This is a genomic window from Paracoccus gahaiensis, from assembly GCF_005048225.1.
Lineage (GTDB): Bacteria > Pseudomonadota > Alphaproteobacteria > Rhodobacterales > Rhodobacteraceae > Paracoccus > Paracoccus gahaiensis.
The window spans coordinates 13,713-28,619 of record NZ_SUNI01000012.1 but is presented as its reverse complement, the minus strand read 5'-3'; the positions used below and the strand labels follow the sequence as shown (position 1 = coordinate 28,619).

Here is a 14,907-nt window from a genome sequence, read left to right as displayed (position 1 = left end):
AGCTAGATCTCTGACGCGCGGGACAGGCGGTCCTGGATCAGGCTGCTGATCCGCGCCAGATCGGCGGCCAGGGCATGGCCCGCCAGATGGTCGCTTGCCAGGGCCGCCGCCGCCGCCTCCAGCGCCGCATCATGCGAGGATCGCGCGACCCCCGCCAGGAACCGCGCGATATAGTCGACGGCGGTGGTGTCGCGGGCATTGGACAGCACCTCGGCCACATGGGCCAGATCGTCGCGCAGGCCGGAGCGGTCGGGGTGGATCACATCATCGGGCAAGACCCGCAGCCCGCTCGCCACCCTCTCGGGTGGCAGGGCGGACAGAATCGCCTGCTGAAACAGCGCCAGGCTTTCGACGGGCTTGGGCAGGAACCCGTCCGCCCCCGCCGCCAGCGCCTCGGCCCTGCGATCCGGGTCCCCCGACATGGCCAGGATCACCGACAGGCGCGGCTCCAGCGCGTTCAGGTCGGCGATCAGCTGCGCCCCGCAGCCATCGGGCAGGCCCAGATCGACGATGACCACCGCCGGGCGATAGGTCCGCAGATGGCGCGTGGCCGAGCGCAGGCAATCGGCGCGGCGAATGCGCGCACCGGATTTCAGGCAGAGCAGGCGTACCGCCTCGCTGGCAAAGCGCGAATCCTCGACCACCAGCACGGTCAGCCCGCTCAGCGGTCGTCGCGGCAGGGACAACTGCCAGTGCGGCAAGGGTTTTTGCGGGTCGGTCGCGGTCTGTGTCAACATCGGCTGATCCCCATTCTGGACTTCACCTTCAGTTAGAACCCGACTCGCTAAGAACTCGTTAACGACCTGCGGTTTTCCTTTCGCGCCGGGTCTGATGGGCATAGAACGAGGCAAATGGAGGATGTGATGATCGGTCGTCTGAACCATGTCGCAATTGCCGTCCCCGACCTCGACGCGGCGGCGGCGCAATACCGCACCACCCTGGGCGCCGATGTCGGCCCGCCCCAGGACGAGCCCGACCATGGCGTGACCGTCGTCTTCATCACCCTGCCCAACACCAAGATCGAGCTGCTCTACCCCCTGGGGGCGGACAGCCCGATCCAGGGATTCCTGGACAAGAACCCGTCAGGCGGCATCCATCACATGTGCTTCGAGGTCGAGGACATCCTGGCCGCCCGCGACCGTCTGCTGGCCGAGGGCGCGCGGGTGCTGGGCGGCGGAGACCCCAAGATCGGAGCCCATGGCAAGCCGGTGCTGTTCCTGCATCCCAAGGATTTCAACGGCTGCCTGATCGAACTGGAGCAAATCTGATGAACCTCACCGGCGGCATCGTGCTTTTCGCCTCTCTCTGGTTTCTGACGCTGTTCTGCGTCATGCCCATCGGCCAGCGCAGTCAGGCCGATGCGGGCCTCGTGGTCCACGGCACCCATGCGGGCGCGCCCGAGGGGCTGAACTGGCGGCGCAAGCTGATCTGGACCACGGCCATCACCAGCGCGATCTGGGCTGTGCTGGCCTGGATCATCCTCGGCGGCATCATCACCCGCGCCGATATCTCGCAGCTGGACCAGCTGATCCGCTGACCATCTGGTAAAGATGGGTGAAGGCCGCGGCCGCCAGCAGCGGGATCGCGATGTTGACCAGCGGGATGACCAGACCCACCGCGACCAGCACACCCGTCGCGGTGATCCGCCCCGCATGGGCGCGTCGCAACTCGTGGGCCGGGCCCTCGGCCAGATGGCGGCGGGCGGCCATCTGGAAGAACTCGCGCCCCAGCAGCCAGCCGTTCGCCCCCAGGAACAGCAGCGGCGCCAGCGGGCCCAGAAACGGCGTCAGGATCAGGCAGATCACCGCCACGGCCAGCATCGCCGCCACCACGGCCAGCGATTCCAGCACCCCGTCGAAGAAATCCAGCGAGGCGCCGCGCCGGTCGGGATAGTGGATCGCCTCGACCTTGTCGGCGACGGTCTCGGCGAAGAGGCCGGCGAAGCCGGCGGCGACGGGGGCCATCAGGAAGATCCCCATCACCGGGAACAGCGCCAAGGATCCCCAGGACAGGACCTGCCCGAACTCGACCTGCCCCAGCCAGGGCAGGCTCACGCCCCCCGGCAGCCACAGGCGCAGCGCCCAGAAGATCGCCGCCTGCAGCGCCACGAACAGCCCAAGCGTCAGGGCCATCCCCAGCAGCACCAGCCGCAGCACCGAGGGGCGCAGCAGATCGCCCCAGCCCTTCACTAGGGCGCGGACAGGCATCACGGCAGCCACCGGGTCTTGGCGGCGATGTCGGGGCGCGGGCGGTCGGGCATCGCCGCGCCGCGCGTGCCGATATGGATCATCCCGGCCACGCGCTCATGGTCGGCGATCCCCAGATGGGCCTGGGCAAAGTCATGGTTCAGCGCGACGTAGCCGCTGAGCCAGGCTGCCCCCCAGCCCGAGGCCAGCGCCGCATTCACCAGCCCCAGGCAGACCGCCCCGACCGACAGCATCTGTTCCCATGTCGGCACCTTGGGGCTGTTCACCGGGGAAAAGACGACCGCCACGATCACGGGGCTGGCCATGGCCAAGGCAGCCTTCTCGGCCGCCGCCTGATCCTGCCCCTCGGCCAGCACGGCGGCCTGCAGGGCAGGGGCGAGGGCGTCCAGCGTCTGGCGGCCCAGGATGATGAAGCGCCAAGGCTCCAGCTTGCCGTGATCGGGCGCGCGGGCGGACAGGGTCAACAGCTGGGTCAGCTGCGCCTGATCGGGTCCGGGGCCGGTCAGCAGCTTGGGCGGATGCGAGCGGCGGCTGGCCAGAAACTGCAGGGCGGCGTCGTTGCGATGGTCCATGCGGATCTCCTCGGGTTCGGGCGGGGTGTCTCAGATGTCCGCGCGCCTCGCAAGCGGGGGTGCGGGGGCAGGGGCCATCCCGCCCGCCCTGAACGCGCCTGCAGCCCCTTCGTTTCCCGGGAGACCGAAGCCGGCGTGTCAAGCCCGCGGCCCGGCTAGTCCGGCTTGTCGAGGCGATAGTTCCCCTCGGGCAGGTTCAGCGCGAGCCGCAATTCGGTCAGCTGGTGCATGGACAGGGTCACGCGCACCACCTCATCGCCATCCGCGCTCATCTGTTCCAGCACCACGCGGTCGTCGAAGCCCAGGATGACCACATCCTCGTTCAGGGGGCGGGCGCCGGGGTCGGCCTCGTCGATCAGGGTGATCACGGTCGCGTCGAAATCATGCTCGATGGTGAACATCCGAATCTCCTTGATAAGGGTCCGACAATCGCGTGAATGGGCGGCTGCGGCAAGCGGTCGGGGTTTACGTCCCTCCCCCACGGGATAGACTGCGCAGGAACGAAGGTCGCGCCGCATCTGCCGGCGCCGAAGCAAGGCGGGACGGATGGGTACAGTGAGGACGCGCGGCTGGCTGGCGGGACTGATCGCGGCCGTGATGGCAGTGACGGCCTGCGCACCGGTGCCTGGTCCCGCCCCCGGACCCGGGCGCAGCCCCGATCCCTATGGTGCGCGCAGCGCCCCGGCCCCGGCGCTGCCCGCTCCCTCGGCCCCGCATGCGGCCACGCCGGACGGCGCCGCGCGCAGCTTCGTGCAGGTCATGCGCCGGATGGAGCCCGCCGTCCGGCAGGACTGCCTGAACCGCCGCACCCGCCCTATCAGCTGCGATTTCGTCTTTGTCGTCGACGATCGCCCGGGGCTGGAGCCGAACGCCTTCCAGACGGTCGACCGCAACGGCCGCCCCGTCGTCGGCTTCACCCTGTCGCTGATCGCGCAGACCCAGAACCCCGACGAGATCGCCTTCGTCGTCGGCCACGAATCGGCGCATCACATCCTCAACCATCTCGACCGCAAATCCGGGGCGGCCACGGCGGCAGCGGTCGTGCTGGGCAGCATCGCCTCGGCCTATGGCGGCGACACCTCGGCCATCGAACGCGCGCAAGAGATCGGCGCCTCGGTCGGGTCCCGCTACTATTCCAAGGAATGGGAGCTGGAGGCCGATTATCTGGGCGCCATCATCACGCTGAACGCGGGCTTCGATCCGATCACCGGGTCGGGGCTGTTCCAGCGCATCCCGGATCCGGGCAACCACATCCTGGGCACCCATCCGGCCCGGGCACAGCGGCTGGCGCAGGTGCGCCGTGCCGTGGTCGACGTGCAGGCCGGCCGGGTGCGCTGAGCCATGGCCGAGCATTGGGGCGTCGGAGGGCTGCGCTGGCGTCTGCGCGAGATCCTGCAGACCCTGTGGGTCCGCGTCGCGGCCTTCGCGGGTCTGGGCCTGCTGACAGCCTCCACGGGCTATGTCGTGCGCCCCTTCATCCCCAACGAACTGGCCCTGCAGATCGGGGCCGAGGCGATCGAGGCCATCCTCGAGATCATCGCCTCGTCGATGCTGACGGTCACGACCTTCTCGCTGTCGATCCTGACGGCGGCCTATGCGACGGCCAGCTCGGGCTCCACGCCCCGCGCGGTGCAGCTTCTGGTGCGCGACGGGGTCAGCCAGACCGTGCTGGCAACCTTCATGGGCGCCTTCGTCTTCAGCCTGGTCGGGCTGATCATGCTCAAGACCGGACTTTACGGTGGTGGCGGACGGGTGGTGCTGTTCGTCGTGACGCTGCTGGTGATCGCGATCATCATCCTGTCGCTGCTGCGCTGGATCAACCGGCTTGGCGAGCTGGGCCTGATCGGCGACAACCTGGCCCGGGTCGAGCAGGTGACGCTGGAGGCGCTGCAGACACGGCTCGAATCCCCCTGGATGGGCGCCAATCCCCTGCGCGGCCCGCCACCCCCGGACAGCGTGCCGATTCTGGCGCCCGAGGTCGGGCATGTGCAGAACCTGGACATGCAGTCCCTGTCCGATCTGGCCGACAAGGCCGGGGTGATCCTCTACATGACCGCCTCGCCCGGGGATCTGGTCCATCCGGCCCAGGCCCTGTGCCATGTCCTGGGCATGCCCACCGAGGCCGAGGCGGCACAGGATCTGCGCCGCGACCTGATCGCCTGCGTCACCCTGCGGCCCGCGCGCAGCTTCGCCCAGGATCCGCGCTTCGGCTTCCTGGTGCTGACCGAGATCGGCCAGCGCGCCCTGTCGCCGGCCGTCAACGATCCGGGCACGGCAATTTCGGTCATCAACCGCATGCTGCGCATCCTGTCGGTCTGGTCCCACGAGGCGGCCCCCGAGGTCCGGTTCCCCCGCCTGCATGTCCGCAGCATCACCCCCGAGGAAATCCTGCGCGACAATCTGATGCCCCTGGCGCGCGACGGCGCGGCCATGGCCGAGGTGCATCGCGCGCTGCAGACGATGCTGCTGGCGCTGACCCGGATGGCACCGGAGGTCTTCGAATCAGCGGCGTCTGAACTGACCGGGATGGTTCAGTTTTATGCCGCACAAGCCCTTGTTTTAACGTCCGAAAGAGACGAATTGGCGCTTATGTCAGCGCATGTTCACGAAGTCGCAGGCAGGGTTGTGCCGTCCGAGCCACGCGACAACCAAAAGGTGCAGAAAAGTTCCCTGACCTGACCGAAAAGACTGGCATGTCGGCGGGATTCTGCTCTAGTCAGGGAAAGCTTGTACAAGATGCAATCGAAGCCGCACTGTTAGGCGCCCCGGCGCCACGACGATTGGGAGAACGGCCATGATCGGTGTTGTCGTCTGGAGCAACGCATCGCGCGAAAAGGCGATCATCTGGTGTGAGGATCAGTCGACCCTGGCCTATCTGCAAGGCCGTGCCAATTTCATCGATGCGCGGAAATGGCCGCAGGCCGGGGATCTGGTCGAACTCGAGACGCGGACCGCGGGCAATCTGCGACATGCCCATAACGTGTCGATGCTGTCCGAACAGCTGGCGCCGCATCTGCCGCAGATCCTGTCCCAGTATCAGCCCGACACCGGCGGACCCCAGCTTCGGATCGTGGCCCAGCAGGACCGGGCGCCCTGCAGCGCCTCCGCGTCGCGCCACAGCGATGACGGCTATACGACCGCGCGCAGCAACGCCGCAGGCTGACCTCTCCGATCCTTGACGAATGGCGGATGCGGCGGCGAGGGATCGCCGCCGCCAGGATCGGTGTGCCGGTCAGATGCCCCGGGACAGCGCCGCGACGCCCGTCCGGGCAATGTCGGTCAGGCCCAGAGGGCGCATCAGGTCGGCAAAGGCATCCAGCTTGGACGAGGGGCCGACCAGCTCGAAGACGAAGCTCTCCAGCGTCGAATCCACGACATTGGCGCGAAAGATCTCGGCGATGCGCAACGCCTCGACCCGCTTCTCGCCCTGTCCGCGCACTTTGAACAGACCCAGCTCGCGCTCGACCGAGGGGCCCTCGACGGTCAGGTCATGGACCTCGTGTACGACAACGATCCGGCCCAGCTGCGCCTTGATCTGCTCGATGACCGAGGGCGTGCCCCGCGTCACGACCGTGATGCGCGACCGGTGCCCGGTATGGTCCACCTCGGCCACGGTCAGGCTGTCGATATTGTAGCCGCGCCCGGCGAACAGCCCGATCACGCGGGCCAGAACGCCCGGCTCGTTCTCGACCAGCACGGCCAGCGTATGGCTCTCCTCCAGCTGCGCATGGGGATCGCGCAGGTCATAGGCCGAATGGCGCGACATGCCCTTCTGGATGTTCAGTGCATTCATGGCTCTGCCTTTTCATCTTGGCACAAATATCCTGGGGGTGCGGGGGCAAGCCCCCGCATGCCTCAGACCAGCACGGCGCCCTCGGATTCGATGACGCCAAGCGTTTCGGCCTCGCCCATCAGCATCTCGTTATGCGCCTTGCCCGAGGGGATCATCGGGAAGCAGTTCTCGTGCTTCTCGACCAGCACGTCCAGGATGAACGGGCCGTCATAATCGATCATCGCTTGGATCGCCGCATCCAGATCCTTGGGATCGCGCACCTGCGCGCCCCGGCAGCCGAAGGCCTCGGCCAGCTTGACGAAATCGGGCAGGCTGTCGGACCAGGACTGGCTGTAGCGCTCGCCATGCAGCAATTGCTGCCACTGGCGCACCATGCCGAGGCGCTCGTTATTCAGGATGAACTGCTTGACCGGCAGGCGGAACTGCACCGCCGTGCCCATCTCCTGCATGTTCATCAGCCAGCTGGCATCGCCCGCGACGTTGATCACCAGCGCCTCGGGATGCGCCATCTGCACCCCGATCGAGGCTGGCAGCCCATAGCCCATCGTGCCAAGCCCGCCCGAGGTCATCCAGCGGTTCGGCCCCTCGAAGCCCAGATATTGCGCGGCCCACATCTGGTGCTGGCCCACCTCGGTGGTGATGTAGCGGTCATGGCCCTTGGTCAGCGCCTCCAGCCGCTGCAGCGCGTGCTGCGGCTTGATGATCGTGTCGCTGTTGCGGAAGCCCAGGCAGTTCTTGGCCCGCCAGCCCGCGATCTCGGCCCACCAGGCCTTCAGCCCCGCATTGTTGGTGCGACGCCCGCGCGACTTCCAGACCTTCAGCATGTCCTCCAGCACATGGCCGACATCGCCCACGATCGGCACATCCACCCGCACGACCTTGTTGATCGACGAGGGGTCGATGTCGATATGCGCCTTGACTGAGCCGGGGCTGAAATCCGCGATCCGCCCGGTGATCCGGTCGTCGAAGCGCGCGCCGATATTGATCATCAGATCGCAGCCATGCATGGCCAGATTGGCCTCGTAGGTGCCGTGCATGCCCAGCATGCCCAGCCACTTGTCGCCCGAGGCCGGATAGCAGCCCAGCCCCATCAGCGTCGAGGTCACCGGAAAGCCCGTCGCCTCGGCCAGTTCGCGCAGCAGCTGGCTGGCGCCGGGCCCCGAATTGATGACCCCGCCGCCGGTATAAAGGATCGGGCGCTCGGCCTGCTCCATCAGCTCGACCAGCCGGGTGATGGCGGCCAGATCGCCCTTGCGGGGCGGGTTGTAGCGGCCCAGATCGGCCTGCTTCGGCCCGACATAGGTGCCGGTCGCGAATTGCACGTCCTTGGGGATGTCGATCAGCACCGGCCCCGGGCGGCCCGAGGTGGCGACGTGAAACCCCTTGTGGATCGTCTCGGCCAGCTTCTCGGTATCCTTGACCAGCCAGTTGTGCTTGGTGCAGGGGCGGGTGATGCCGACCGTGTCGGCCTCCTGAAAGCCATCGGTGCCGATCATGAAGGTCGGCACCTGGCCCGACAGCACGACCAGCGGAATCGAATCCAGCAGCGCATCGGTCAGGCCGGTCACGGCGTTCGTGGCCCCCGGACCCGAGGTGACCAGCACGACGCCCGGCTTGCCGGTGGCCCGCGCATAGCCTTCGGCCATGTGGACTGCGCCCTGCTCGTGGCGGACCAGGACATGGGTGATGTCGTTCTGCTGGAAGATCTCGTCATAGATGGGTAGCACGGCCCCGCCCGGATAGCCGAATACGGTGTCGACGCCCTGATCGCGCAGCGCCTCGACGACCATTCTCGCACCCGTCATTGTTCGGGACATGACTTCACTCCATCCATCAAAACACCTGCCGGACGGGGCAATCCCGACCCGGCGTCGGCGCAAACTAGGGTTGCCATCCGGCAGGGTCAATGGGGATCGGCGGATAAAGTGACGCAGGCGCGCAGTGTTTTGAAACTTTATTTCGCGCTTTGGCAGGCGCTACCGGTCCGATTGCGGCAGGGCGATCCGGGCCACCTGTTCCACGATCGGATCGACGGACAGGGGATGGGCCTCGTTGGAATGGGCCTCGGGGCTGCCGATATCCTGCCAGACGCCGCCCTTGTAGATTTCCAGCGCGCTGAAGCGGGCCTTGTAGTCCATCTTGCGGCTGCCCGGCACCCAATAGCCCAGATAGACATAGGGCAGGTTCGCGGCCCGGGCGATCTCGATGTGATCGAGGATGATGTAGGTGCCGATGCTGGCCGGGCGCAGCAGCGGGTCGTAGAAGCTGTAGACCAGGCTCAACCCGTCATCCAGCACGTCGGTCAGGCAGACCCCGGCCAGATGGTCGTCGCCCTTGGCCAGGTCGGGCATGGCATCGTCGCTGCAGCGGTATTCGATGACCCGCGTCTTGACCGGGGTCTCCTCGATCATCGCGGCGAATTCGAAGATGTCCATGTCGGCCATGCCGCCATCCGCATGGCGGCTGTCCAGATAGCGGCGGAACAGCTCGAACTGCTCCTCGGTCGCCCAGGCACTGGTGGCCAGCCGCCGCAGGGGCGCGTTGCGGGCGCGGATGCGGCGCTGCGTGCGCGAGGGCTGGAAATCTGCCACCCGGATGCGCGCCGACATGCAGGCCACGCAGCTTTCGCAACTAGGCCGATAAAGGACATTCTGCGACCGCCGGAATCCCTGCCGCGACAGGGCGTTGTTCAGATCGCCCGCATTGTCGCCCTGCAGCGCGGTGAACAGCTTTCGCTCGGCGCGGCCGTGCAGATAGGGGCAGGGCTGCGGCGCCGTGACATAGAATTGCGGCGCATGGGGCAACGTATGGCGCATCAGGCGCGGCCCTTGCTGCTTTGGGTCAGATCAGGGAGGGTCATGCGGGGGCTGCGAGGTCCGTTTCGCCGGGCGGGGGTGCGGGCAAGCCTAGCAACCTTTGCCGGACAGGCCAAGCGCCGAAAGCGCTCATCGGTCAGGGCTTTGCGTTGACCACGGGGCCGCGCGGCCTAAGGTGGCGGCATGAGCTTTTCCGACCGCATCACCCGCCTGCCATTGCCCGTCGATCCCGCCCGGGGGGCGGATGCGGCGGCGCTGTTTCCCGATTTTGGCGACCGCCTGCGCGACCTCGTTGCAGGGGTTGCGGGCTCCAGCCCCTATCTGGCCGACCTGATCCGGCGCGAGGCCGCGTGGCTGCCCGGCGCGCTGGACCATGACGACGTGGTGGCGCGCGAGACGGCGGGCTTCGAGGATCTGGACGCCGCCGCCCTGTCGGTCGGTCTGCGCCGGGCCAAGCGGCGCGTGGCGCTGCTGGCGGCGCTGGCCGATTTGGGCGGCGTCTGGCCACTGGAGCAGGTGACCGTCGCGCTGTCCGATCTGGCAGACCGCGCCGTCGATCTGGCCCTGCGCGCCCATGTCCGGGCCGAGGCCGCGCGCGGCAAGCTGCCCGCAACGCAGGCCGATGCGGGCGGCATCTTCGCGCTGGCGATGGGCAAGGGGGGGGCGCGCGAGCTGAACTACAGCTCGGACATCGACCTGATCGTGCTCTTCGACGAGACCGCCTATCCCGAGACCGATCAGGCCGAGGCCCGCGCCGCCCTGATCCGCGCGACCCGCAAGATGGCCGGCACCCTGTCGGACGTGACCGAGCATGGCTATGTCTTCCGCACCGACCTGCGGCTGCGGCCCGATGCCTCGGTGACCCCGGTCTGCATCTCGGCCGCCGCGGCGCTGGCCTATTACGAGGCCGAGGGGCGGACCTGGGAACGCGCCGCGTTCATCAAGGCCCGCGCGGCGGCAGGCGACATCGCGGCGGGCGAGCGCTTCCTGCGCGAGCTGCGCCCCTTCATCTGGCGCAAGCACCTGGATTTCGCCGCCATCCAGGACGCCCATGACATGCGGCTGCGCATCCGCGACCACAAGGGCCTGGGCGGACGGCTGGAGGTCGCGGGCCATGACATGAAGCTGGGCCGCGGCGGCATCCGCGAGATCGAGTTCTTCACCCAGACCCGCCAGCTGATCGCGGGCGGGCGCGACCCGGATCTGCGCGCCCGCGACACGGTCGGCGGGCTGGCCGCGCTGGCCGCCAAGGGCTGGATCCCCCGGGATGTGGCCGACGAGCTGACCGACCATTACCGCCAGCACCGCGACATCGAACACCGCATCCAGATGGTGAACGACGCCCAGACCCATGCCCTGCCCAAGGACGCCCCCGGCCTGCGCATCATCGCCGCCCTGATGGGCGAGGCCGATCCCCAGGCCTGGGCCACCGCCCTCAAGGCCCGGCTGGAGCGGGTGCATGGCCTGACCGAGCAGTTCTTCGCGCCGGCCGAGCCGACCGAGGACCGCCCCCCTCTGTCGGAGGCCGCGCAGGCGATCATCGACCGCTGGCAGGACTATCCCGCACTGCGGTCCGACCGCGCCCGGCAGATCTTCCGCCGGATCGAGGCGCCGCTCTTGTCACGCATGGCGCGGGCGGGCCATCCGGCCGAGGCTCTGGCGCGCTTCGACAGCTTCCTGTCGGGCCTGCCCGCCGGGGTGCAGCTGTTCTCCCTCTTCGAGGCCAACCCGCAGCTGATCGACCTGCTGGTGGACATCTGCGGCACCGCGCCCGCGCTGGCCGCCTATCTGGCGCGCCATCCGTCCGTGCTGGAGGCAGTGCTGGCCGGCAGCTTCTTCGCCCCCTGGCCGGGCGAGGCCGGGCTGCAGGCCGAACTGGACCGCGCCCTGCAGCGCGCCCTGACCCAGCCCGGTGGCGGTTACGAGCGTGCCTTGGATGCCGCGCGGCGATGGGCGCATGAATGGCAGTTCCGCATCGGCGTGCATCACCTGCGCGGCCTGATCGGCGCCGAGGAGGCCGCCGCGCAATATGCCGATCTGGCGGGCGCCTGCATCGCCGCGCTGTTCCCGGTGACCGCCGCCGACTTTGCCCGCCGCCACGGCCCTCCGCCGGGGCGGGGCGCGGTGGTGCTGGGGATGGGCTCGCTTGGCGCGCGGGTGCTGAATGCCGGCTCCGACCTGGACCTGATCGTCATCTATGACGCGGACGGGGTCGAGGCCTCGGACGGGCCGCGCCCCCTCGCCACGCGGCCCTATTATGCCCGGCTGACTCAGGCGATGGTGACGGCCCTGTCCGCCCCCACCGCCGAGGGGCGGCTCTACGAGGTGGACATGCGCCTGCGCCCCTCGGGGCGGCAGGGGCCGGTGGCCACCGCGATCGAAAGCTTCGAGGCCTATCAGATGGATGAGGCCTGGACCTGGGAGCATCTGGCCCTGACCCGCGCCCGCGCCGTCGCCCGGATCGGCGCCGATGCGCCCGCCCTGGCCGATCAGATCGAGGATCTGCGCCGCAGGATCCTGACCCGGCGCGGGGGCGATGCCCGCGTCCTGCCCGATCTGGCGCAGATGCGCGCGCGGCTGTTCGCCGCCAAGCCCGCGCATGGCGCCCATGACGCGCGGCAGGGGCCGGGGCGGTTGCAGGACATCGACCTTCTGGCGCAAAGCTGCGCGCTTCGGGCCGGGGACCCTGCCCATGGGACCCTGGCGCAGCTGCGGGCCGGGCGCCGCGCGGGGCTGCTGACCCCGGAGGTGGCCGAGGAGCTGGCCTCGCTCTGGCGCGCGCTCTGGGGGCTGCATGCCGCGACGCGCCTGCTGACCGACCGCCCCCTGGACATGGACGAGATCGGACGCGGCGGGCAGGATTTCCTGCTGCGCGAGGTCGAGGCTGCCAGCCCCGAGGCCCTGCGCGACGCCCTGGCCCGGCAAGTGGACCGGGCCCGCCGCCTGATCGAGGACCAGCTGCCGCCGCCCGACCGTCCGGATCCGTAAGCCCGGCACGGGGGAGGGTGATGGGGCCCTTGGGCGGAGCCGGGGATGACGACGCCGCGTCGGAGGCCGGCGGGCGGGGGGCTGTCCGGAACCGCCTCTTCGGCGGCAACACGGGGACCAGCAGCGCCATTGATCTTCCCTGTCCGACGGCCCGGCGCAGGGTGCAGGCGCGCGGTTGGGTGCCCCCGACCTATCCCAGGGCCGTCTGCGGATGCCGGCCGCCGTCCTTGCGTCGGTCAGCGCCCCTGTCCTGTCCATTGGAAGAATCGCCTCCGGGTGACTGGCGCGCCGCCGAGGCCCCGTCCTCGTCCCTCTGCCCGGGGGAGCGGCCGCCGCATGTGATCTCGTCGGCCGTGCTGGCCTGCTGGGCGGTGTCCTGCAACTCGGCGGCCACCTCGGACAGCGAGCGCCCGCCGATCTGGCCCAGGATGGGCAGCGAGACGAGGCCGGGCGCGAGGGGCACCGCGCCGGGCTGATCGGCGGTCTCGACGAACAGGCCATGGGCGGTCTTGTCCCAGTAGAAGGGCTTGGTCACCACCTCGTAGATGGCCTTCCAGCCGGCCAGGCAGCCGAGCGGATGGTAGACATGCAGCGTCGGCACCCAGGGCAGCAGGTGACGGTGCTTGCTGCCCCGGACCGCGCGCATGCCCACGAAGATGGCCAGCGCCTCGGACCCGATGAAGAGGCCGAAAAGCCCGGTCACCGCCCAGGCCCCCAGGCTGCTTTCCAAGGGCGCGCGCAGCGGGTGGGGCAGGCCCAGGGCCAGCAGCCAGAAGCTCCAGAGGACCGGGGCCATCAGGTATTGGGACAGCGCCCCCAGGAACTGCACCTGAAAGCCCCAGAAGCGCCGGGGGCCCAGATCGCGGTACAGCGCCGCCGGATCGCGCATGTGCACCCCCCAGGTCATCGCATAGCCCTTGAGCCAGCGCGAGCGCTGCTTGATCCAGGGCAGGCCCCGGCAATTGGCCTCTTCGTCGGTGGTGGTGTCAATGATCTCGGTCCGGTAGCCGCGCCGGGCCAGGCGGACGCCCAGATCGGCATCCTCGGTGACGTTCCACGCGTCCCAGGCCCCCACCTCCTCCAGCAGGGGGCGGCGGAAGAACAGGGTGGTGCCGCCCAGGGGCACGACCAGCCCAAGCCGCGCGACGCCGGGCAGCAGCACCCGGAACCAGCTAGCATATTCGACGGTGAAGCAGCGGGCCAGCCAGTTGGTGCGCGGGTTGTAGAAATCCAGCGCGCCCTGCAGGCAGGCGACATCGGCGGGCGCCAGGCGGAAGCGGGCGGCAACCTTGTGCAACTGGTCCGCATCGGGACGGTCCTCGGCGTCCCAGATGCCGACGATCTGGCCCCGGCAGAAGTTCAGCGCATAGTTCAGCGCGCGCGGCTTGGTCTTGATCGGGCCGTCGGGCACGCGGATGACCCGGATCCACGAGGGCAGGCGGGCGCCCTCCAGGGCCTTCTCGGTCACCTGGTCGCTGGCCTCGATGACCAGCAGGATGTCGGTCAGCTCGCGTGGATAGGCCAGCCGGGCCAGCCGGGCGACCAGCTTGCCCGCCACGTCGCTTTCCTCGAACAGGGGCACCATGACCGAGATCACCGGCAGCGCGGGGTCGGGCGACGGGTGCCCCCCTTCGGCCCGCAGGCGCGCGATCCCCTCGGTCTCGATCTGCACGCGCCGCGCGGCCAGGAAGGACAGCAGCTTCAGCCCGCTCTGCGTCAGCAGGGTCAGGACCGCCCAGCCCGCCAGCAGCGCCACCAACAGCGCCGGGGCGGCGACCATGCCAAGAAGCGCCAGCGCCAGCAGCCCCGCCGCCAGCCGTCCCGTGCGGGCATGGTTCTGCGTGCGGCAGCTTTCGGCGGCGGGCACCCGCGTCTCGGCCTCGCGGATCAGGCGGGTGCGGCGCGCGGCCAGGACCGCCTTCTGTGCCTGATCCTCGGAGCATAGAAGCATGCGGACATGGCCGAACGCGGGCGGCAGACGCGGCAGGCAGGCGGCGAATTCGTCGGGGCGGGCGGTGGCGATCCAGGTGACCCCGCCGATGCGCCGCCAGGGCAAGAGGCCATGCGTCAGGCAGAAGCCCGCCCCCGCCACGTCGATCAGGCGCGGATCGGCGGGGCTTTCGAGGGGATCGATGCAGCTGGTGCGCCATTGCCGGGACAGGGCCCGGGCCAGCGCCTCGGGGGTGACGGCCCCCTGCGCCACCAGCACCTGACCAAGCTGCAGCCCGTGGCGCTGCGTGACCACCGTCGCCTTGAGCAGGTCGCCCGGGGTGATGGCCCCGTCCTCCAACAGGATCTGGCCCAGGGGGCGCGGATCGCGCGCGCCGGGACCCGGACCGCGCAGCACGACGCCATGCGGACGCGTGACCGCCGGATCGGCGCAGGTCGGCAGGTTGGCGGGCCGAGGCAGATAGGCAAGCTGGGCCATGGTCGATTCCCCGTTGGGTCGACCTCATCTGGCATGGGGATGCTTAACAGCCGGTTAAGTGACAGGGCGTCGCGGCAGGGGCCGACCGCCCCTGCCGGGTTTC

The 14,907-nt window shown here is 69.2% G+C and carries 14 protein-coding genes; 6 read left to right on the top strand and 8 right to left on the bottom strand.

Annotation, left to right across the window (positions count from 1 at the left end):
• Nucleotides 1-2 precede the first annotated feature (2 nt).
• The gene (locus tag FA743_RS12520; protein ID WP_136886447.1) at nucleotides 3-737 is read right to left on the bottom strand and encodes a response regulator; all 735 of its coding nucleotides are present in this window, start codon (nucleotides 735-737) and stop codon (nucleotides 3-5) included.
• A 126-nt stretch (nucleotides 738-863) separates the two neighbouring features.
• On the opposite strand from FA743_RS12520, the gene mce reads away from it, so the two are divergent.
• Both mce and FA743_RS12510 read left to right on the top strand, forming a co-directional pair.
• Complete coding sequence (gene mce / locus FA743_RS12515; RefSeq protein WP_136886446.1) at nucleotides 864-1,268, top strand: methylmalonyl-CoA epimerase; 405 nt, start codon at nucleotides 864-866, stop codon at nucleotides 1,266-1,268.
• A complete protein-coding gene (locus tag FA743_RS12510; RefSeq protein WP_136886445.1) occupies nucleotides 1,268-1,537 on the top strand; it encodes a DUF1467 family protein in 270 nt (89 codons plus the stop codon). Before mce ends, FA743_RS12510 begins: the two co-directional genes overlap by 1 nt.
• Here FA743_RS12510 and FA743_RS12505 read toward each other — a convergent pair.
• From FA743_RS12505 to FA743_RS12495, 3 genes are all read right to left on the bottom strand, one after another.
• The gene (locus tag FA743_RS12505) at nucleotides 1,494-2,207 is read right to left on the bottom strand and encodes an EI24 domain-containing protein (RefSeq protein WP_136886444.1); all 714 of its coding nucleotides are present in this window, start codon (nucleotides 2,205-2,207) and stop codon (nucleotides 1,494-1,496) included. The genes FA743_RS12510 and FA743_RS12505 overlap by 44 nt on opposite strands.
• Nucleotides 2,207-2,779, bottom strand: coding sequence for a nitroreductase family protein (locus FA743_RS12500; protein WP_136886443.1), 573 nt, complete (start codon nucleotides 2,777-2,779; stop codon nucleotides 2,207-2,209). The genes FA743_RS12505 and FA743_RS12500 overlap by 1 nt, the downstream gene beginning before the upstream one ends.
• 155 nt (nucleotides 2,780-2,934) lie before the next feature.
• Nucleotides 2,935-3,180 carry a hypothetical protein gene (locus tag FA743_RS12495; protein WP_136886442.1) on the bottom strand — a complete coding sequence of 82 codons (246 nt, stop codon included), beginning with the start codon at nucleotides 3,178-3,180 and terminating at the stop codon, nucleotides 2,935-2,937.
• Nucleotides 3,181-3,325: 145 nt separating this feature from the next.
• Here FA743_RS12495 and FA743_RS12490 point away from each other — a divergent pair, with 145 nt between their 5' ends.
• The 3 genes from FA743_RS12490 to FA743_RS12480 all read left to right on the top strand — a co-directional run bounded on the left by FA743_RS12490 (nucleotide 3,326) and on the right by FA743_RS12480 (nucleotide 5,942).
• On the top strand, nucleotides 3,326-4,117 hold the full coding sequence (locus tag FA743_RS12490; RefSeq protein WP_246054950.1) for a M48 family metalloprotease: 792 nt from the start codon (nucleotides 3,326-3,328) through the stop codon (nucleotides 4,115-4,117).
• Nucleotides 4,118-4,120: 3 nt separating this feature from the next.
• Entirely contained in the window at nucleotides 4,121-5,458 is a 1,338-nt protein-coding gene (locus FA743_RS12485) for a DUF2254 domain-containing protein (protein WP_136886441.1), read from the top strand.
• A 115-nt stretch (nucleotides 5,459-5,573) separates the two neighbouring features.
• Nucleotides 5,574-5,942, top strand: coding sequence for a hypothetical protein (locus tag FA743_RS12480; RefSeq protein ID WP_136886440.1), 369 nt, complete (start codon nucleotides 5,574-5,576; stop codon nucleotides 5,940-5,942).
• 69 nt (nucleotides 5,943-6,011) lie between these two features.
• Here FA743_RS12480 and ilvN read toward each other — a convergent pair whose 3' ends face one another.
• The 3 genes from ilvN to FA743_RS12465 all read right to left on the bottom strand — a co-directional run bounded on the left by ilvN (nucleotide 6,012) and on the right by FA743_RS12465 (nucleotide 9,388).
• Nucleotides 6,012-6,572 carry an acetolactate synthase small subunit gene (ilvN, locus tag FA743_RS12475; RefSeq protein WP_136886439.1) on the bottom strand — a complete coding sequence of 187 codons (561 nt, stop codon included), beginning with the start codon at nucleotides 6,570-6,572 and terminating at the stop codon, nucleotides 6,012-6,014.
• A gap of 62 nt (nucleotides 6,573-6,634) precedes the next feature.
• Nucleotides 6,635-8,389, bottom strand: a complete 1,755-nt coding sequence (locus FA743_RS12470; RefSeq protein ID WP_136886438.1) for an acetolactate synthase 3 large subunit — start codon at nucleotides 8,387-8,389, stop codon at nucleotides 6,635-6,637.
• Between the two features lie 159 nt (nucleotides 8,390-8,548).
• Nucleotides 8,549-9,388, bottom strand: a complete 840-nt coding sequence (locus tag FA743_RS12465; protein ID WP_136886437.1) for an arginyltransferase — start codon at nucleotides 9,386-9,388, stop codon at nucleotides 8,549-8,551.
• 183 nt (nucleotides 9,389-9,571) lie between these two features.
• Between FA743_RS12465 and FA743_RS12460 the strand changes: the two genes are divergently transcribed.
• Nucleotides 9,572-12,376 (top strand): [protein-PII] uridylyltransferase family protein, encoded by a 2,805-nt coding sequence (locus FA743_RS12460; RefSeq protein ID WP_136886436.1) that lies wholly within the window; start codon nucleotides 9,572-9,574, stop codon nucleotides 12,374-12,376.
• 190 nt (nucleotides 12,377-12,566) lie between these two features.
• Here the strand turns inward: FA743_RS12460 and FA743_RS12455 are convergent, their stop codons facing one another.
• On the bottom strand, nucleotides 12,567-14,804 hold the full coding sequence (locus FA743_RS12455; protein ID WP_136886435.1) for a glycosyltransferase: 2,238 nt from the start codon (nucleotides 14,802-14,804) through the stop codon (nucleotides 12,567-12,569).
• Nucleotides 14,805-14,907 lie beyond the last annotated feature (103 nt).